The 19,320-nt window shown below is 38.7% G+C and carries 18 protein-coding genes and 1 pseudogene; 1 reads left to right on the top strand and 18 read right to left on the bottom strand.

Going from position 1 to position 19,320, the window contains the following annotated elements; all coding sequences use genetic code 11:
- Positions 1-4 precede the first annotated feature (4 nt).
- A complete protein-coding gene (rfbB, locus tag Q4592_RS14665) occupies positions 5-1,081 on the bottom strand; it encodes a dTDP-glucose 4,6-dehydratase (protein ID WP_303514429.1) in 1,077 nt (358 codons plus the stop codon).
- A 239-nt stretch (positions 1,082-1,320) separates the two neighbouring features.
- Here rfbB and Q4592_RS14660 point away from each other — a divergent pair.
- A pseudogene (locus tag Q4592_RS14660) lies at positions 1,321-2,430 on the top strand (IS3 family transposase).
- 44 nt (positions 2,431-2,474) lie between these two features.
- Here Q4592_RS14660 and Q4592_RS14655 read toward each other — a convergent pair.
- From Q4592_RS14655 to gmd, 17 genes are all read right to left on the bottom strand, one after another.
- Complete coding sequence (locus Q4592_RS14655; RefSeq protein ID WP_303514476.1) at positions 2,475-3,170, bottom strand: glycosyltransferase; 696 nt, start codon at positions 3,168-3,170, stop codon at positions 2,475-2,477.
- 11 nt (positions 3,171-3,181) lie between these two features.
- A complete protein-coding gene (locus tag Q4592_RS14650; RefSeq protein ID WP_303514426.1) occupies positions 3,182-4,210 on the bottom strand; it encodes an EpsG family protein in 1,029 nt (342 codons plus the stop codon).
- A gap of 68 nt (positions 4,211-4,278) precedes the next feature.
- Entirely contained in the window at positions 4,279-5,334 is a 1,056-nt protein-coding gene (locus Q4592_RS14645; RefSeq protein ID WP_303514424.1) for a hypothetical protein, read from the bottom strand.
- Positions 5,321-6,454, bottom strand: a complete 1,134-nt coding sequence (locus tag Q4592_RS14640; RefSeq protein WP_303514421.1) for a glycosyltransferase — start codon at positions 6,452-6,454, stop codon at positions 5,321-5,323. Before Q4592_RS14640 ends, Q4592_RS14645 begins: the two co-directional genes overlap by 14 nt.
- Positions 6,451-7,365: a glycosyltransferase family 2 protein gene (locus Q4592_RS14635; protein ID WP_303514418.1), complete on the bottom strand. Its 915-nt coding sequence runs from the start codon at positions 7,363-7,365 to the stop codon at positions 6,451-6,453. Before Q4592_RS14635 ends, Q4592_RS14640 begins: the two co-directional genes overlap by 4 nt.
- Complete coding sequence (locus Q4592_RS14630) at positions 7,355-8,530, bottom strand: hypothetical protein (protein ID WP_303514416.1); 1,176 nt, start codon at positions 8,528-8,530, stop codon at positions 7,355-7,357. The genes Q4592_RS14635 and Q4592_RS14630 overlap by 11 nt, the downstream gene beginning before the upstream one ends.
- A gap of 15 nt (positions 8,531-8,545) precedes the next feature.
- Complete coding sequence (locus tag Q4592_RS14625; RefSeq protein WP_303514413.1) at positions 8,546-9,817, bottom strand: lipopolysaccharide biosynthesis protein; 1,272 nt, start codon at positions 9,815-9,817, stop codon at positions 8,546-8,548.
- Complete coding sequence (locus Q4592_RS14620) at positions 9,810-10,697, bottom strand: glycosyltransferase family 2 protein (protein WP_303514411.1); 888 nt, start codon at positions 10,695-10,697, stop codon at positions 9,810-9,812. The genes Q4592_RS14625 and Q4592_RS14620 overlap by 8 nt, the downstream gene beginning before the upstream one ends.
- Positions 10,690-11,262 carry a DapH/DapD/GlmU-related protein gene (locus tag Q4592_RS14615; protein WP_303514408.1) on the bottom strand — a complete coding sequence of 191 codons (573 nt, stop codon included), beginning with the start codon at positions 11,260-11,262 and terminating at the stop codon, positions 10,690-10,692. The genes Q4592_RS14620 and Q4592_RS14615 overlap by 8 nt, the downstream gene beginning before the upstream one ends.
- A gap of 7 nt (positions 11,263-11,269) precedes the next feature.
- Positions 11,270-12,094, bottom strand: coding sequence for an NAD(P)-dependent oxidoreductase (locus tag Q4592_RS14610; protein ID WP_303514405.1), 825 nt, complete (start codon positions 12,092-12,094; stop codon positions 11,270-11,272).
- A gap of 10 nt (positions 12,095-12,104) precedes the next feature.
- On the bottom strand, positions 12,105-12,905 hold the full coding sequence (locus tag Q4592_RS14605; protein WP_303514402.1) for a hypothetical protein: 801 nt from the start codon (positions 12,903-12,905) through the stop codon (positions 12,105-12,107).
- A 39-nt stretch (positions 12,906-12,944) separates the two neighbouring features.
- On the bottom strand, positions 12,945-14,258 hold the full coding sequence (gene rfbH / locus Q4592_RS14600) for a lipopolysaccharide biosynthesis protein RfbH (RefSeq protein WP_303514399.1): 1,314 nt from the start codon (positions 14,256-14,258) through the stop codon (positions 12,945-12,947).
- Positions 14,258-15,340 (bottom strand): CDP-glucose 4,6-dehydratase, encoded by a 1,083-nt coding sequence (gene rfbG, locus Q4592_RS14595; protein WP_303514396.1) that lies wholly within the window; start codon positions 15,338-15,340, stop codon positions 14,258-14,260. Before rfbG ends, rfbH begins: the two co-directional genes overlap by 1 nt.
- A 4-nt stretch (positions 15,341-15,344) precedes the next feature.
- Positions 15,345-16,118, bottom strand: a complete 774-nt coding sequence (gene rfbF, locus Q4592_RS14590) for a glucose-1-phosphate cytidylyltransferase (protein WP_303514393.1) — start codon at positions 16,116-16,118, stop codon at positions 15,345-15,347.
- A 12-nt stretch (positions 16,119-16,130) separates the two neighbouring features.
- Positions 16,131-17,102, bottom strand: a complete 972-nt coding sequence (locus Q4592_RS14585) for an FAD-binding oxidoreductase (protein ID WP_303514390.1) — start codon at positions 17,100-17,102, stop codon at positions 16,131-16,133.
- A gap of 83 nt (positions 17,103-17,185) precedes the next feature.
- A complete protein-coding gene (locus tag Q4592_RS14580) occupies positions 17,186-18,157 on the bottom strand; it encodes a GDP-L-fucose synthase (RefSeq protein WP_303514388.1) in 972 nt (323 codons plus the stop codon).
- A 5-nt stretch (positions 18,158-18,162) separates the two neighbouring features.
- Positions 18,163-19,296 (bottom strand): GDP-mannose 4,6-dehydratase, encoded by a 1,134-nt coding sequence (gene gmd / locus Q4592_RS14575; protein ID WP_303514386.1) that lies wholly within the window; start codon positions 19,294-19,296, stop codon positions 18,163-18,165.
- Between the last annotated feature and the right edge of the window lie 24 nt (positions 19,297-19,320).

Here is a 19,320-nt window from a genome sequence, read left to right as displayed (position 1 = left end):
GCCTTTAACCTAATCGCTCCAAACGATAATCACCACTAAGTACCGATTGCCACCACTCAGGATTCATAAGATACCACTCGACTGTTTTTCGAATACCGCTTTCAAAGCTCTCTTCAGGCGTCCAACCTAAAGTTAGTTCTATTTTAGATGCATCAATAGCATAACGAGCGTCGTGACCGGGACGGTCTTTTACAAAGGTGATTAAATCTTCAAACTGCTTCTTGCCAGCGGCTGTTAACTTTGCTTTAGCCTCGGCAGGCGCTAACTCCTCCAAAAGTCCACAAATAGTTCTCACTACATCTATGTTAGTTTTTTCATTGTGGCCACCAATGTTATAAGTCTCACCCACTTCTCCTGTCGTCACTACTTGGTATAGAGCTCGAGCGTGATCTTCTACATATAACCAATCTCTGATTTGCAATCCATCACCATATATCGGTAAAGCTTTAGCATCTAGGGCGTTCAAAATGACATGCGGAATGAGTTTTTCTGGAAAATGATAGGGTCCGTAGTTATTAGAACAATTAGTAATAACTACAGGTAAACCGTAAGTACGATGCCAAGCGCGGACTAAGTGATCGCTAGAAGCTTTAGAAGCAGAATATGGAGAACTAGGCGCGTAAGGCGTGGTCTCCAAAAACAAATCTTCAGTACCTTCCAAATCGCCGTACACCTCATCTGTAGAGATATGATGGAAGCGAAACGCAGCTTTAGCCTCATCTTTAAGCGTAACCCAATACTCCCGAGCGGCTTCTAATAAGGCATAAGTTCCAACAATATTGGTTTGAATAAACTCATCGGGACCATCGATCGAGCGGTCGACATGAGACTCCGCAGCTAAATGCATCACCGCAGTTGGTTGGAACTCTGAAAAAGCTTTGAACATAGCTGCCTTATCACAAATATTGGCCTGCAACAATGTGTAGCGTGAACTTGTTACAATACTATCAAGTGACGCTTCATTCCCTGCATAGGTTAAAGCATCCACATTTAGTACTGCATTTTGAGTGTCATTTATGATGTGGCGAACAACCGCACTGCCAATAAAACCTGCGCCACCAGTGATTAAGATCCTATTCATTTTTTAAACCATTCGTGTGTAACAAAATAAGCGCACCTGGCGCTTAATAAAATTTCAAGTAGTATACGGTGTTAGTAACGGTATTTTAATAGTGAGATGATAAACATTTGAACATAGATTACATTTGCCCACAAAAGTTATGACTTTGACCTAATGATTTTCTATTGGGTTGTAATGGCATAGTAAATTTGGCCACCTAATTAGAGGTGATATCATCACCATTATTGGGTAAGAAATTTATGAGAAAACGAACAAGACCAACATATTCACCTGAGTTCCGATTGGAAGTGGCTCAACAGATAGTCGATGAAGGGCGTACCATTCGAGATGTCGCTGACAACTTAGGACTGGGTAAGTCTGCCGTTGATATAGGACTGGGTAAGTCTACCGTTGATAAATGGGCTCGCCAGCTACGGGAAGAACGCAACGGAAAACTCTCATCAGCAACTCCTCTTACGCCTGACCAAGTTAAAATTCGCGAGCTTGAGCGCAAGTTAAAGCGACTTGAAAAGGATAACTTAATTCTAAAAAAGGCATCAGCTCTCTTGATGCAGGACTCCATCAAAGGTATTGGTATAAGCACCCGCCAACACTTCAGCCTCAGCGCGTAAAGCTGATTGCTGAATTAAAGCGCTGGTTTGGTATTAGCCATGGTTCAGCTGGTGAACGAACCTTAGTGTCGTTATTGGCAACTTCAGGTTTTAAAGTGAGCCGATGGTTGGTCAGCAAGCTGATGAAACAAGAAGGACTTGTGAGTCGACAATTACCTACTCACAAATATGCTAAGGCTGAGAGAGCGCACCTGAGTATCCCTAACGTTTTGGGGCGTCAATTTTCTCCAGACGCCCCCAACCAAATATGGTGCGGTGATGTTACGTATGTATGGACGGGCTCAAAGTGGCTTTATCTTGCAGTCGTACTGGATTTATATGCTCGCAAGGTGATTGACTGGGCCACTTCTGCTAGTCCTAACAGCGAGCTAACAAAAAAGGCATTGAGGATGGCATTCCAAAGCCGACAACGCTCAAGTAAGCTGTTATTTCATAGTGACCAGGGTTGTCACTACACTAGTCAATTATTCAGGCCGCGCATGGCATACACCAAAGCTTAAGACGACGGGCGAATTGCTGAGATAATAACCCCATGGAGAGATTCTTTCGGAGCTTCAAAACAGAACTGATGCCAAGAGTTGGATATAGAAATTACCTGAGGCAGCAAGTTCATTAACGCAATACATCATTGGCTATTACAATCACTATAGGCTGCATCAGCCTAATAATGGAACGCTGCCCTTAAAAGCTGAGCACCAGTACTTTAGAACTTATAACGAGACGGCCAAATTTAGTTGACCACCACAACCAAACATGCCCTGAAATTTAGTGACTGTTTTTCATTAAAACCTTAGATTCCTAAACTTTTTATAAGAAAAACGGATAGTGCTAGACAAAAATGCTAGAGCACAAGTTGGCCACCCATAAACTTGCTTAACGGCATAAAACTCTTCGAGGTAACCTACCAAATACCCTTTACTAGAAAAACCGTCAGCTCCACAATAAGAAAGTGGCTCTGCTAAATACAAAGCAGACAATTTATTCTTAAACAATCGAAGGTTTAGATGATAATCCCCTGCCAGTTTATACTCTAAACTGTACTTGTTAGACTGAAGAACAGCTCTTCTATAAAACACAGACTGATGGCATAAAGTGTGTTTAAACAACATCCGAATATCAAAACAACTTGAAAAATAGCGACCATTATCGTATTCCGCATCGCCAATTATCAAATCATAACCTTGAAGATTTCTGTCGAACACATTTGACAACACTGAATCACTAAAAAAATGGTCATCGTCACCAAAAAAAACAAGCCAGTCGCCCTGAGAAAATTCGATACCTTTATTCATTGCATCATAAATCCCACCATCTTTTTCAGAAACAATTTTTACATTTTCGAATAAATTCGGAAGATCTCTTATTTTTGGGCAACATTTACCATCTACAACGATCACCTCAACGCTTTTAAAGTCAAACTCAGATAAACGCGAGCAAAACCGTCGTACAGAAGTAAAATTACCATAAGTAGGAACCACGATCGATAGAATCAAAATACACTTCCTGATAACTCACCGTTTAGTAGGCTAAAGCCCGTTTTCGATGACATGATTGAAAAAAACAATTTATAAAGAAACAAAGTAAACATTCCTAGGCAAGCTGAGTATTGCAAATACTTATCTAACTTAAGGTAATTTAATAACAAATAAAGCATTACTAGAGGAAAGAGTATCAGGCAAACAACAAAAAAACGTTCTGATACTTGCGGTACGACGCTTGAACCTAACGTGGTAACCACGCAGCCAACATATAGGAAGATCAGGCTATGTTCAAACTTGCTGCCCTTTGCACCGAGACCAACAAAAAAAATAACAGGGGAACTAACGATGAACACAAGCTTATAATTTAGAGCCCCCTGACTGATATCGTTATAATACAAAGCTTTATTAGCGATGATAGAACCAGCGCCCCCTAAACTAGAAATAAACCAGCCAAATAAAAAAGTTAGAGTTAAGTAAATAACAGCTACACAAGCGCAAAAGCCCACCACCCTATAACTACGGTTAATAGAGAGTATTTTCTTACCGACAAACAAGAAAAAGAAGAATAAAACCGCTGAGAAATGAGTAAAGACAGACAAAAAAACAAACATTTTTTTGTATTTGTTGGATGACAATGCCAAAACAAAGAACGCCAATGACAAAGTTTGCCTAATAAGCTGAGTTTCATAAAATAACAAGGATGTATTTGAAAGAATCAAAAACAAAGCAAAAACCGAGCGGCATCTCGATTTCTTATTATAAATCGCAATAAAAAACAATGCATTACATAACATAGAGAAAAAGAAAAGCATTTCTTGCTCGGTTGAAACCCAAAAGGAACTAAAAAAGTAGAGGGCAGTAAAGAACGGCTCAAACGTCACCTCGCTAAAAAATACGCGGATGCCAACATTATTTAAAAAATCGTAATACCAATAATACGCAATAGCATCATCTGACCCAACAACACCAATCTGTCGAGTACTAGCCAAAAACGCGAAAGAAGTAACTAATAAAAAACATAAAAAACTTGTTAACAAGTGCTTATGACTCCTAACATAAGGAGAACATAAAAGCAAAGCGAATCCAAATATCATGATTGAAGGTATCAATGTAAAAGCCTTTGCCTGACTCTCTCAACATTGAAATAATCAAAAGCAACTGTCCCTCTAAATAACTTGGATTTAGCAATTGCATTAGAAAAGGATTGACTATCTGTATAGTAAAAACAAAAACTCTTAAACTCCATATCTTTATCACAAAAACTAGGTATAACTAATGGTTTCCTTACTGATATGGCTTCTCCAAAGGCAGCAGTTCCCTTACAACTATCGTAGCCTGCACTGTCGCTATTTAAACTCAACAACACATCACAATGACTCAGTACATAATCCAAATCGCGATTACTAAAATCGTTTTGAAGAAAATTTAAAAAACCTTTAAGTTCATTAACTGCTTTAGCATTACTTTCACTAGTCACGTAACGACCTACTTGCACAAAAAAAATCTTTTCCGATTTGGACTGTAGTAATAGTTGGTAGTCCCTTTTTTGTGTGTCGAACTGTCCAATAACACCAACAATTAAGCAACCATTTTTTTTTGCATCCATAATAGGAGACATGTCAACTTTATAGTTAGCTTGCTTGTGTGAAGAATCGACCTGGTCAAAATAAACATATGACGCTTTATTCTTTTCCTTTGTGCCGACACCAAGAGAACATGCTATTTTTGATAGCGCTTCAGATTCAAAAAAAATGTTATTAGCTAGACTTAAACTTAAACGGTCAAGAACACTTCCGTTAGTATAGCTATTGATATCCTTAACATAAACCACACTCCATTTAAACAGGCATCGTCTCGCTAACAGAACAAAAAAAATAGAAACTGAAGACAAAAACCTAACTAATGACTTTGTATAAAAAGGGCCTGTTAGCAACACAAACCGACTGGAAGAAACAGCCTTAACAAACAAAAAAAATAATGTAGAAAAACTAATAACGTCTAGACAATCCGCCTCTAAAAATTCCTTATAATTATTTTTTTGATTTTTAGTACAGATGACCTTTACTTCACCAAATGTTTTGTAAAGTTCTTTTGAATGTATAATTTGCTTATAATGGTTTCCAAAATCGAATAGATAAACTGAACGCCTAACTTTTTCCATCTAAAATATCCGTATATATCGAGTTTATATCACCAGTCATATTCTCGGTGGTAAAATTTCTATTAAACCTACTTTTTGCACCGACCGAAAGCTTATTAAGAAGTTCGTTGTCATTTAATAGTTGTGATAGCGCTTTTCTTAGGCCAATAACTGACCGATTTTCAAACACTAAGCCAGACTCTAAATGCTTATTGACCCAAGGAACCCCACTCCCTTCGATATTTGCACTAATAACTGGTGTGCCAACGGACATAGCTTCCAATTGCACTAATCCGAAGGCTTCACTTCGCTCACATGAAGGAAAGCAAAACACTTCTGCAGCAGCAAAGTATGAAGCCATTTCTACTTCACTCAGCCTACCGAGAAAAAAAACCTTGGCAGAAATGTCATATTCATCGACCTTAGCCTTGTATTCATCCGTAAGCTCTCCTGTTCCGCCGATTAGGAAAACGGAATCATCAAAACCATCTCTAACAGCCTCAATCAGCAAATCAAATCCTTTATAATAAGTATGTCTTCCCAGTGAAAAGACTATCTTTCGCCCAGTGAAATTATTTTTAATCTCTTTTACGAGATCGTTATCTACATTTAACTCAATAGTATCAATACCTATAGGGATAACTTCGCACTTTGACTTAAAGTTTTTCAACTGTACAGAGTATTCCAAGTAAGCGGGGCTAGTAACAATAATCTTATCACAACGTTTCAAAAGAGAATTAACAAAGGGGCGTAGGAAAAACCAGCCTATTTTTTGAGAAACCACGTCGCTATGCCAATGAACTACGAGACCTTTGCAGCTCTTACCTATTAACAAATATAACAAAACAAAAAATGTTGAAAAAGGGTTGGGCAGATGTATATGCACGATACTATTATTAATTCTTTTACCTAATGCCAAAAAGTAAGACAATGAGAATTGGCTTGACATTAAGGAAAAAACAATAGGGCACCTGACGACCTTAACATTATTGATCTTCACCTCCTCTGTTTTACCTACTTCATAGCTATTACATATTACTGTTACAGGGGTATTGTCTGTTGGGTTTTCAGCTAAGTCTTGAACCACTTTTTCTAGACCACCGAAATAAGGGTAGTAATATTTACTTAGATGCAAAATCATAAATGTAAAAATCTCTTTATCAATCTGTTAACTTTTTTGTAAATTCGCTCAGATACCGTTGGGAGACTCAATTTCATATCATTACAGACTTGTTCATAAACATTGAAATCTATAGCGTAAGGGAAGTAGCTATCAACGGGGGAGTTACTCAAATTACGGGGTAAACAATCTGAAGCATCACAATGAACCCCCGAACCATCAAACCCAATATTTTCGGAATACACATCTCTTGGGTAAACAGTTAAGCCTCCATTTTTGAAAACGGTAGCGTACCAAAATACCGCCCAAGTTTTAGTCCGACCAGAATAATTAGCCTTAACCTGTTCCCAAAAATTAAAACGTCCTTGTAAATCGAATTCATAACATTGTTGTTTATTAAACGATTTAATTAGCTCTAGAGGATTTCGCTCGAAATGCTCCCAGCGGTCAGCCCATGTAGCCCACCCCCAGCAATTAGTTATTGGCAATAAGCACTTGCTATCAACCATATTAACCATAGGTGCATAACTATACGAAGAGACTTGCCACACCCCTTTTTTATCTCGATAGAAGTTAAGGCAATCATTCATATAAGTCAAAAAATTTGGGGCAACAATAATATCATCTTCAAGTACTATGATTTTTCCGTGCTTTCTGACAACTTCAGTGACTCCTCTAATTATGCTATCAGCCAAACCAAGATTCTTACTAGACTCAAAGATACTCACGCTTTTAAACCCAGTAACCTTTCGGATATTCTTTCGGGTTAATATTACGTCCTCTGAGTCTTGTTGAGTACGAGCATCATCAGCGTATATATAAAGTTCCGTAGAATCTGCGTTTACACATTGAGACAAAGCCTCAAATACTTTTTTTGTATGATGTGGGCGATTAAATACAAAAACGACTACCGGAGCATAATCATCGCACATGCAAGTCACTCCAAACTGATTCAAATATACTGTCTATATTATTTTTGCTCATAAATTTAGATATCCACTTATCTTTTGCTTCTTTATCGAGTTTCCAGTTCCCAGCTAAACTTCTCAGTTTTTGAGCTGCAGCTTTTTCACAATTCGGCAGTTCGACGATAGCATTTTTGGGAATTTCAGTACTGAAAGAGTATCCGGAAGCGATGGTGGCAACATTGTCATTTATCAGCATAGATTTAATTAGGGCCCCCTCAACAGGAGCAGACCACAATGTGGGGTTAATTACCAAACCAGCCCGCTTCACTACGTCTGCTAACCCTGACTCCCATGTACAGTCGCAAAATGTAACATTACTTAAAGAATCAAATTTTTTGTAATTAGTGTTGTCACCTTCAAAAATTGAAGAACGCTCAACCGGTACAAAGAAACTTTTTTCGGGCATCAGAGCGGCAACTGACAAAAAGTAATAAATACCTTTCGCGGCCTCTTTGGTCCCGTGATAAACAAAATCGAAATCTTCGAGCTCCAAGCTAACGTAAGGCGCTGCACCCACATTTTTAACTGCTGGCATACCCACCACACTGCCCTTATTAGCGCTAAAAAATCGACTCGCTAGTAGCTTTTGAGAATCATTTTGATAGAGCAATCTCAAGTCTTCAGCTTCGATAGCCTCTTTAACATAACGAGAGTAAGCCAAATACTTCGTTCGAGACAGCAGGGTTGGAAAAGAACGACATTCGGTTCGAGCAATCATGTTTAAGCGATTACTAGTCGGGCATTCAATACACTTTAAACATTCTTTATTTCTTTCTACGTAATTATATGAACGTATACAGAAGTACCAAGAGTCCAACAAATATAAATAGGAAACATTGTTTTCAGTTATAAATCTAAAATTGGAATACCCTAGTGTTTGAGGATGAACGATAATAACAACATTCTTTTTAATGGTTCTCAATTTGAAATAAAAACACAGATCATTAAAAAGGCGAGCCATGATTTCTAGCACAATGTTTAAGTACCTTTTTTTTGCAACAAGGTTTCTCAGTGACTTTCTGTCTTTCCTGCAAATCAATTGAAATCTCTCATCTCCTTGGAAAGCTTCTAAAAATTGACCTACACCTGATCTACCTATAGCCATGCCTGAAACAATAATAATCTTCAAAGTCCCTCCCAAACACTAATATGAAGTTTTCGTTAATTTAAGATATACTTCCCTAGGAAGAGGATAAGCCATAACGACGAAATAAGAAAAAGCTAAACCTATTACTAGTCCTACAGGCCCAAATATTTTAGCCAAAAAAACTTGGCAAACCAAACCAGAAATCAATTGCAGCGGCATCAATCTTATAATGAGCTTGGTATCTCCGACACTTTGAAGTGCAGTAGAAAACAAATCAACCCAAAGTCTAATAATGAACAACAAGGCGAAACTAAATAGCAGCATAGATACATTAATATTACTATCGTTCAACTCTTGAAATGCATTCACATTGTCGAAATAAGATATAGCAAAATTTAGAAATAAAGTTGATACTACTATTGCCACGGAAAAAAGCGAAAAAACCGAAAATAAAAGTATATATAGCTCCCTACTCTGCCGTTTTGTAATAATAATTGTAATCCTTGGCCAATAAATGTGTACGAAGCTAGAGATTAATGTGTAACCAGCTAAATAAAGTCTCAATATAATAAGATAGACAGCAATTTCTGTTGAATCTAAAAACTGTGAGGCTATAAAAACATCAACACTAACTATAAATGTCCCCATAATAGCTAAAATCCAAAAGTTTTTAGATTTCTTTATGCAGAAATGAGCAAGCTTTAAATACCTACTAAAAGAAAATTTTAAATAAAAAAAACCTATACCAGACATACGAAAAAAATATAAAGCAAGAAACAATTTAGAGACAAAAACCGGCAACAACATCATCATTAAATAATCAGCTGGCTCAGTTGATTTTGATTGAAAAACGAGTAAAAAGACAACCATAAAGCTCAAAATATTCGTAAAGCTAACGACGCTTGATTTAAAAAAAGAATATAAAAACTTTGTGTATATTTCTAATTGCGCCACCAGTGCTAGAAGTAAGAAAGGGTAAAAAAATTCATAGGTGCCTTCCCCAGATAAATACAATTTATCAACCACTTCCCAAGAAATATAGAATACAAGAAAAAAGAGCACAAATAGGGAAGCTAAAATCAGGGTAACACCCACTACAACTTTTTTAAGTAAGAAAGAATTTGTTCTAACAGTTAAAAGATTTTTTAAGTAGTTACCAGTCCCCATATCAAGCAATAATAACCAAGGTAACAGTGCCTGTATCAAGGCTACATCAGAGTACCCTTCAATTCCGACATTTGTGATAATATGAGGTATAGTAGAAATAGAGACGAACAGTCCGAAGAATCTAGCTACCCAGGACAGGGGAACATCCCACCGTTTAACCAATTTTAAGCTTCCCACTAACAACTTTTACGAATAGTTTAAACAATGCTGAGTAACCAAAACTATCGATAAAATGAAAACGAAAAAGTTTATCTGAGAAAAATAAATTCACAACATGGCTTCTCCCAAAATCATCCAACAGAGTGTTAAGAAAAACCTTTCTGTTTTCTGGATTTAATTCACCACCTAATCGCATCATTCCCGCATAAGCATTTCTAGGCGAATAGCTTCTTCGACGCCCATCCCAAATTAGCTTATTCTCCTTACTTCCTAGAATCTTTGATTTAACATACCTAGTTTCATCTAACATTTTTAAAAACATTGCTACATGTGGAAACAGAGTCCAACTAAGATCGTAACCTATACTAGAGTACTCACAAATACGTTTTGAGTATATATTAGCCGAAATAAGGCCGAGCATAGCAAAGCTAGAATATGTTTCTAGTATAGCTCTCGAATCGCTTAAAGCGTCACCATGAACTTCATCACAACGAAAATCTCCTGTAATCGAGCTACGAATGTAAAAATGATCAAATTTTCCATCTCTAATATATGAGATCAACTTAGGAACAAATGAAAGCTCTAAGCTATCATCATCTGATAACACCCATATATATTCGAAATTTAAACTTGAAAACCCGAAGTTAATATTTGCTGCAAGACCAATATTTACAGTTTGCCTTACATAAGAAAAATAACTTTTACTTGAGTAATCATGGACTATGTCAGAGTATCCAGAGTCTTCAGAACAATTATCACTAACAACTATACAAACGTCTGATTCTAATCCAAATTTTTCAATGCTCGCAGATAAATTACTTAAAGTCCTAGATAAGTACTCACTTCTGTTATAACTCGGTATATAGATCGTTAAACTATACATCACCGATCCTTTTAGCTGGATTGCCTGCCCAAATTTGGCCACTAGGTATATTTTTTGTAACGACGCTGCCTGCACCTACAATAGCTCTATCACCGATAAGAACACCTTTCAGAATTATGCAGTGAGCTCCAATAAATACATCATTACCTATATGAATACTCTTTGATAAAGACTTATCAGCCGAAGAGTCTCTGCGGAAAATATAGTTTAGACTATGAAAGTCAGAATCATACATTTTCACACCTCCGCCAACTTTGGTATTTACACCTATAGAAATAGCACACATTGCGACAATACTACAATTTGAAAGACCGCAGTTATCACCAATGGTAATACGTCCTCCACTGAAGGTCTTGAATATACATATACTGTCACCGCCGATTGGATTAGTCTTAACGCCAGAATTAATTTTAACATCCCGACCGAATAAAATACTTCCATCATTTATGACAACAGGCCGCCCATTTATTTTGGGGAAAGTTACATACTGGATATTTTTAGCTTTAAAAATTAAAAGATTTAAAAGGAAGTTAAAACGAGAACGTATTTTATAGATACTTTTCATAGCAACCTCAATTTAAAGCTTGCTTGATGTATTCTGGAATGTCATCGTTCATGACAAAAAATTTGAAATCTGGGTCAAAAATGGGTTCCATTACTTCTACTTTACGATACTCTTTAGCTCCAAAATCAACATTAATATGGCTATTTTTTCTAATGAGTTCTACTAACTGAATGGGGCTATAATTGCGCTCAGAGATAAATGCCAACTTCTCATGCATACAACCATTATCAATCAGCAACTGTTCAACCATCTTGCCAGATAGCGAACTAACGTTAACCAAATTAAGATTTTGTTCGCCAGGAGATAGTTCAACTGACTCACCAGATATAGCTGCATTGATCAAGATATCTAATAATTTACCTCGATTATCTGTGGAACCGTAGGTTCCATAAATCATTACTTCCTTGCAAGGCACATTATGATACCCACTATATAGTTCCATAAATGACGCCATCGATTTTTTTGATGCGGAATACAGGTCAATAGGAGCATGGACTTTATTTTTACAACCTAGTTGCCAATAAGTGCTTATATACACAAAACAACTACCGCAATTGCTCGCTAACTCTAACAACTTTAATGGAAGCTTTATATTTACATCTACAATCTCATCTATATTAGAATTATCGAAAGCTGCTGCAAGGTGAATAATGTAGTCAGGTTGAAAATCACTTAAAAAATCTTCATATTGTTCATTAGCTTTTATATCTATCACTCTTGAGTCACCGAATGAACGCCTTCCGATGTTAGCAACAGAATGCTTGGCTGCTAAAAATTGATTAATAAGCGCCTTACCAAGAAAGCCGGTTCCCCCCGTAGTCAATATTTTCATAAATGTATAATTAGCCCCTAATAACTCGAATTAACTTCTGCATCCGCCTATGGGAAAATGTAAACAAGTCCCGCCAGGTTATAAACTTCATAGATATAAATAATTTACTATGTTTTTTCTCCGACAATCGTTTTATATCCTTTAACTCCAGCAGTAACATTTTTTTTAAAGAAAAAGGCAAGATTGGAACTCCATGACGATTGTCATTAACTTTGACAGCAATAACTTGGCTATTACCCTCTACGCTTTTAGCTTGAATTATATCATCTTCACTATAAGCAGGGTAAAAGTAAAAAACCTCTTTATTTACAGCTGAATAATCAAAGCTATGATTATAAAAACTTGCCAGAATTGGATTCTTTTCCATTGATGCTTCTCGACTTAAGTTAAATTGTCCGGAAAAAGAAAATATTTTTTTCGCACTACAAATATCACCAAACATCACTGCAGCATAACCTCCTGCACTAGAACCGACAAAGGTAGAATCTAAACCGAAAGTAAGATGCTTTATTAGATCACCTAGAGCTTCAACAGAAGTAACTCTTTCACTGATACCATTTATATACCATTGCTTGTAAACGTCTCGAAAAAATAGTATTTTTTCAAACTTAGTTTTATCAACTAATCTCTCCCACTCATAATAATCGCTCACTAATAGATCGCGAAGCCCCTCGTCAGTGTGAGGATAAAATATGGCATTGCTGGAAAAACAAACTAAACACTTCCCATTAGTTGCATCGCCTTTTACAACTTTGTAGTTCTTATTACGCCTCGCCTCAGCATGACAACTTAAATAAAAAGCAACACTCATCACAAAAGACCTTATCAACTAAAGGAAATTAAGATACATCTAAAAATTAACACCAAAAAACTCTTCAAACTTTTCGATAACAAAGTCTAAATGCTCATAGCTTAGACCAGGGTAAACACCAATCCAAAATGTATTATTCATTATAATGTCTGTATTAGTTAACTCACCCACAACACGGTATTCAACATTCTCAAAGTAAGGCTGGCGAGTTAGGTTACCGGCAAACAATAAGCGTGTACCAATTTTGAATTGATCCATAAATTTAAGTAAATCAACGCGGTCAATACCGCTTTCAGGCTTAAGAGTAATGGGAAATCCAAACCATGATGGTTCTGATTTATCTGTAGCTTCAGGTAAAATTATAAACTCTTCGCACGACGCTAAGCCGTCTTTTAGATAGGTGTAGTTGTCTTTACGTGCTTGAACTAACTCTTCTACTCTATCCATTTGCGCTAAACCACAAGCGGCCTGCATATCGGTAATTTTTAGGTTATAACCTAGGTGCGAATAGGTGTACTTGTGATCGTAGCCATCTGGTAACGAGCCTAGCTGCTGGTCAAAACGCTTACCACAGGTGTTATCACAACCCGGAGGGCAATAACAATCGCGCCCCCAATCGCGGAATGATTCCACTAATTTACGTAGCTCTTTATTTTGGGTAAATACAGCTCCCCCCTCGCCCATTGTGATATGGTGCGCAGGGTAAAAGCTTACGGTGGCAATATCACCAAAGGTCCCAACCATTTCTCCATCGTAAGTGGAGCCTAATGCATCACAGCAGTCTTCTATTAACCACAGGTTATATTTGTCCGCCACTCGACGCGCCTCTGTTAGGTCAAAAGTGTTGCCTAAAGTGTGAGCTACCATAATTGCTTTGGTTTTATCACTTACTGCAGCCTCAATCATCTCTGGCAAAATTTGATAGGTTGGAATATCAACATCTACAAACACAGGCACTAAACCGTTTTGAATAGCTGGGTTAACCGTGGTTGGGAAACCCGCAGCAACAGTAATAACTTCATCACCAGGCTTTAATTGGCGCTCACCTAGCGAGGGAGATGTTAAAGCGGTCATCGCTAGTAAGTTAGCCGAAGAGCCAGACGTAGTAGTTAGCACGTAAGGAACACCTAAGTACTCGCCTAAACGTTTTTCAAATGCATCATTAAAGCGTCCGGTAGTTAACCATCCGTCTAATGAAGCTTCTACCATCATTTTCAACTCATTAGCACCCAATACTTTTCCCGATGGAGGAACCACAGTCTCCCCTCCTATAAAAGCTTTAGGGGCGTACTCTAAGGCGGCATATTGCTCTACGAGATCGGCGATTTGAGTTCTTAATTGTTCTTTAGACATTATTTAGTTCCTGCTCTTGCTGCCATATATTCTTTAATTTCATTAACTGTATATTGTTTCATATCACTTTCGTTTAACCAGGCTTTCTGCCAGTCAACAATTTTGGTTAAAGTAAACTCTAGCCCCCAAACAGCACGCCAACCAAGTCGCATTTTTGCCTTTGAGCAATCCAACTTGAGATAATGCGCTTCATGCGGGTGCTCACCTTCACTCAAGGTCCAGCTGGCATCTTCCCCCCAATTAGAAACCAGTTGGTTTACAATCCAGTCGACGGGCTTAGCATCGTCATCGCGAGGCCCAAAGTTCCAACCTTCCGCGAAATCACAGCCCTGTTCATATAAGTGCTCTGCAATGCTCAAGTAACCCGACAACGGTTCTAACACGTGCTGCCAAGGTCTAATGGCGTAAGGGCTACGAATTTCTACAGATTTGTTATTAGAGAATGCATTAAGCATATCAGGGATGAGCCGATCATCAGCCCAGTCACCTCCGCCAATGACATTTCCAGCTCTCGCAGAAGCCAAAGCACAGCCATGTTCTGCGTAATTGGCTTTGTTAAAAAAAGATAGGCGATAAGAGGAGGCCACTAATTCGGCGCAGCCTTTACTGTTACTGTATGGGTCGTAACCCCCCATCGCTTCTTCTTCTCGATAGCCCCATACCCATTCACGGTTTTCATAACACTTATCTGAAGTAACGTTCACAACAGCTTTAATGCCGCCTACTTGTCTTACTGCTTCCAGCAAATGAACTGTTCCCATCACGTTAGTTGAATAAGTCTCCATGGGGATTTCATACGACAAACGGACCAATGGTTGCGCAGCCATATGGATGACAATTTCAGGTTTAAAATCTAAGATTGATTTCGACAGCCGTGAGAAATCACGTATATCGCCTTCCTCGGATTCCATACCTTCAGCAACCCTAGCCTCTTCAAATAAGCTAGGATTGGTAGGTGCTGCTAATGCGTACCCTTTAACCACAGCGCCCATCTCTTGTAACCATAGGCATAACCAACCACCTTTAAAGCCGGTATGGCCAGTTACAAATACTTTTTTCCCTTGCCAGAATATTGGGTTCATAACATTATTTCCAAATTTTCCACGGAGCCTTTTTGGCTTGCCACAACTCTTCTAACAAAACCTTGTCTCTAAGCGTATCCATAGGTTGCCAAAAACCTTGATGCTCATAAGCCATTAACTCGCCGTTACCGGCTAAGCGGTTCAATGGTTCCTGTTCCCATACACAGGCATCGCCATCGATGTAATCAAGTACTTCTGGGGACAACACAAAAAAACCGCCGTTAATCATGGCGCCATCGCCTTTGGGCTTTTCTTTAAAACTGTTAACTTTACCGCCGCTTATATCTAAAGCGCCAAAACGGCCGGGAGGGTAAGTTGCAGTTAAGGTTGCTTTCTTACCATGGGTTTTATGAAAATCGATAGTTGCTGAAATGTCCATATCTCCAACCCCATCACCATAAGTAAAACAAAAAGCGTCTTCATCTTTAACATGCTCAGCTACCCTTGCTAAGCGACCTCCTGTCATTGAGTTATCGCCAGTATCCACTAAAGTCACTGTCCATGGCTCTGCACGTTTGCGGTGCACAACCATTTCATTTTGCTTCATATCAAAAGTTACATCAGACATGTGTAGGAAGTAGTTAGCAAAATATTCTTTGATAACGTAACCTTTGTAGCCACAACAAATAACAAAATCATTGATACCATGTGCAGAATACTGCTTCATTATGTGCCACAAAATAGGCTTACCACCAATTTCTACCATCGGTTTTGGCTTTACTGATGTTTCTTCACTTAACCGAGTGCCTAAGCCACCAGCCAGGATCACTGCTTTCATTGCTATCTCCAACTAATTAGTTTTTGCCGGGGTAAATGCATCTGAATGAAATGCATTCGCTGGCAAGTTACTTTCTAGAAATTTATTCTTGGCGTCATCAATCATTTCCAATGCTCCGCATGCATAAATTTCATAATTTTCCAATGAGGGGAACCGGTCACACACAACATTTTGAACATAGCCCTTTTCACCATTCCAATCTTGCTCACGAGATAACACCGGATGAAAGTGTATGCTCCCGTAACGGGCACTTATTTCTTCTAATTCTTTGCAATACAGTTCTTCTTTGAATCGCATCCCCCAGTATACGTAAACCTCTCGAGCATCTTCGCTACTTACAAGCTGCTCAATCATTGCCTTAATGGGTGCTATTCCCGTTCCAGTTGCCAACATAATAATCGGCTTGGTATTTTCACGTAGGAAAAATGTACCTTTAGGGCCTTCTAAACGCATTAACTGATTATCATTTAAGCCATCAAATAGTAACTGTGACATTTTACCATTTGTAACCTGCCTGATTTGGAGTTGTAACTCTTTGTTTTCGGTTATCGCGTTCGCGATAGAATAGCTGCGTTTAATACCTTTAAAACTCAATTCAATATATTGGCCTGGCAGGTAATCAAAACTTGCTGAAGGAGGAAAGCGCAGAGTTAACACCATAATGTCATCTGTTACATGATCAATACTGGCAACCTTACACGGTAGAGTTTGCACCTTTAAGTGAGCTAATTCAGGATAATAACTTGCCTTTAAAGTAACATCAGATAGAGCTTTAGATTGACAAGTCAGTATTTGACCCTTCGTGACTGTATTACCATGTTCATTTTGCACAGTGCCAGATATTAGGTTTGCGCTGCACACCCCACACTCTCCAGTTTTACAACTGTGCTCTAAAGGCATAGAGTGCGAAATGGCATCATCTAATAAATTATTCTCAGACTGATAACTGATTCCTGCGGGAAGTACTTCTACTTTATATAGCATTTAAATTATCACTACTTCTAACGTTAAAAGAGGCCACAAAGTCATGGGGCAAGTTCTCGCTACCACTAACAATTCCAAACCTTCTAAGCTTCCCTTAAATCAAGCGGATTGTTGAGGTACCATTGGTAAGCCAAACTTAGACCTTTCTCCAAGCCTACGGTTGAAGACCACCCCATATCATTCAATCTAGCAACTTCCATCAATTTCCTCGGAGCTCCGTCTGGCTTACTTACGTCAAAGTTAATACTACCTTCAAACCCAACCACCTTCGCTACCGTTTCTACTAATTCACGAATAGTGCAATCGATACCGCTCCCCACATTGATATGACTTAACATAGGCTGTGTATTTTCCTTATACACTTCATTTGATAAGTTCATCACATGAATGGAAGCATCCGCCATATCATCTACGTATAAAAACTCGCGCATTGGCTTGCCGCTTCCCCAAGCCACTACTTCTTTATCTCCGTTCAACTTTGCTTCGTGAAAACGTCTAATTAGCGCAGGAATCACGTGGCTGTTTTCAGGGTGAAAATTATCATTCGGCCCATACAAATTCGTCGGCATGACACTACGGTAATCGCGGCAAAACTGTCGATTATAGCTTTCACATAACTTAATGCCAGCAATTTTTGCTACTGCGTAAGGCTCGTTGGTTGGCTCTAACTCACCTGTTAACAACGCAGACTCAGCCATAGGCTGCGTCGCTAATTTAGGGTAAATACACGATGAACCTAAAAACAAAAGTTTCTGAATATCAGCTAAGTGCGCCGCATGAATAATATTGCACTGAATCATTAAGTTTTCATAAATGAAATCGGCGGGGTAAGTATTGTTTGCCACAATGCCCCCCACTTTAGCCGCGGCCAAGTATACTTTTTCAATGTTTTCAGTTCTGAAGAAATCGAACACTGCTTTCTGATTGGTTAAGTCAAGCTCGTTGCGAGTACGAGTAATGATATTGGTGTAACCACTTGCTTTTAACTGGCGCACTATAGCTGAGCCAACCATACCTCGGTGCCCGGCAACATAAATTCTACTATTAAGCTCCATGGCTGCTACCCTTGGTTTTCTACGGCAATAGCAACATTATGACCGTGAGCCTTTAACAAAGCGTGTTGCTTGGCTTTGCTCAAATCATGCTGCACCATTTCTGCACACATTTCTTCTACTGTAATTTGCGGCTCCCAGCCCAACTTAGCTTTTGCTTTGCTTGGGTCGCCTAGCAAGGTTTCAACTTCTGCAGGGCGGAAATAACGTGGGTCTACCTTAACGATTACATCCCCGACTTTAAGTGCCGATGCATTGTCACTGGTGATAGCAGTTACAGTGGCTATTTCATCAATTCCTTCTCCAGAAAACTCAAGCTCTATACCCGCTTCTTTAGCAGAAAGCTTAACGAACTCACGCACGCTAATTTGCTTGCCAGTGGCAATTACAAAGTCATCGGCTTGATCTTGTTGTAACATCATCCACTGCATACGCACGTAGTCTTTTGCGTGTCCCCAATCGCGCAGCGCATCCATATTACCTAAGTATAAGCAGGGCTCTAAACCTTGCGAAATATTTGCAATCGCGCGAGTAATTTTACGGGTTACAAAGGTTTCGCCACGGCGTGGCGATTCGTGGTTAAACAAAATACCATTACAGGCATACATCCCGTATGACTCACGGTAGTTCACTACAATCCAGTAAGCGTACATTTTGGCTACAGCATAAGGTGAGCGCGGATGAAATGGCGTAGTCTCTTTTTGTGGGATCTCTTGCACTTCTCCATAAAGCTCTGAGGTAGATGCTTGATAAAACTTGGTTTTCTTTTCTAAGCCTAAAAAGCGAATAGCTTCTAACAAGCGCAGTGTGCCCATGGCATCTACGTCTGCTGTGTACTCTGGGCACTCAAAAGAAACTGCAACGTGCGATTGAGCCGCAAGGTTATAAACTTCGTCTGGCTGTATGTCTTTAATGATACGGGTTAAGTTAGACGAATCGGTTAAATCACCGTAGTGCAAAAAGAACTTAGGGTTTGATTCATGCACATCTTGGTAAATGTGGTCTACTCGGTCAGTATTTAATGATGAAGCACGGCGTTTAATACCATGTACTTCATAACCTTTTTCTAATAGTAACTCAGCAAGATAAGAGCCATCTTGGCCCGTCACACCGGTAATTAAAGCCACTTTGTTTTTTGACATTACTGTATTCCAATTCTTGATTTC

Origin of the sequence: Agarivorans sp. 1_MG-2023 (genome assembly GCF_030548385.1) — a bacterium.
Lineage (GTDB): Bacteria > Pseudomonadota > Gammaproteobacteria > Enterobacterales > Celerinatantimonadaceae > Agarivorans.
This window is presented reverse-complemented; position numbering and strand designations above follow the sequence as displayed.

Bases quoted from the DNA above. Each gene is read 5' to 3' on its own strand.
- rfbB (WP_303514429.1), bottom strand. From the start codon at position 1,081: ATGAATAGGATCTTAATCACTGGTGGCGCAGGTTTTATTGGCAGTGCG.
- Q4592_RS14645 (WP_303514424.1), bottom strand. From the start codon at position 5,334: ATGGAAAAAGTTAGGCGTTCAGTTTATCTATTCGATTTTGGAAACCAT.
- Q4592_RS14640 (WP_303514421.1), bottom strand. From the start codon at position 6,454: ATGATTTTGCATCTAAGTAAATATTACTACCCTTATTTCGGTGGTCTA.
- Q4592_RS14635 (WP_303514418.1), bottom strand. From the start codon at position 7,365: ATGTGCGATGATTATGCTCCGGTAGTCGTTTTTGTATTTAATCGCCCA.
- Q4592_RS14620 (WP_303514411.1), bottom strand. From the start codon at position 10,697: ATGTATAGTTTAACGATCTATATACCGAGTTATAACAGAAGTGAGTAC.
- Q4592_RS14615 (WP_303514408.1), bottom strand. From the start codon at position 11,262: ATGAAAAGTATCTATAAAATACGTTCTCGTTTTAACTTCCTTTTAAAT.
- Q4592_RS14610 (WP_303514405.1), bottom strand. From the start codon at position 12,094: ATGAAAATATTGACTACGGGGGGAACCGGCTTTCTTGGTAAGGCGCTT.
- Q4592_RS14605 (WP_303514402.1), bottom strand. From the start codon at position 12,905: ATGAGTGTTGCTTTTTATTTAAGTTGTCATGCTGAGGCGAGGCGTAAT.
- rfbH (WP_303514399.1), bottom strand. From the start codon at position 14,258: ATGTCTAAAGAACAATTAAGAACTCAAATCGCCGATCTCGTAGAGCAA.
- rfbG (WP_303514396.1), bottom strand. From the start codon at position 15,340: ATGAACCCAATATTCTGGCAAGGGAAAAAAGTATTTGTAACTGGCCAT.
- rfbF (WP_303514393.1), bottom strand. From the start codon at position 16,118: ATGAAAGCAGTGATCCTGGCTGGTGGCTTAGGCACTCGGTTAAGTGAA.
- Q4592_RS14585 (WP_303514390.1), bottom strand. From the start codon at position 17,102: ATGCTATATAAAGTAGAAGTACTTCCCGCAGGAATCAGTTATCAGTCT.
- Q4592_RS14580 (WP_303514388.1), bottom strand. From the start codon at position 18,157: ATGGAGCTTAATAGTAGAATTTATGTTGCCGGGCACCGAGGTATGGTT.
- gmd (WP_303514386.1), bottom strand. From the start codon at position 19,296: ATGTCAAAAAACAAAGTGGCTTTAATTACCGGTGTGACGGGCCAAGAT.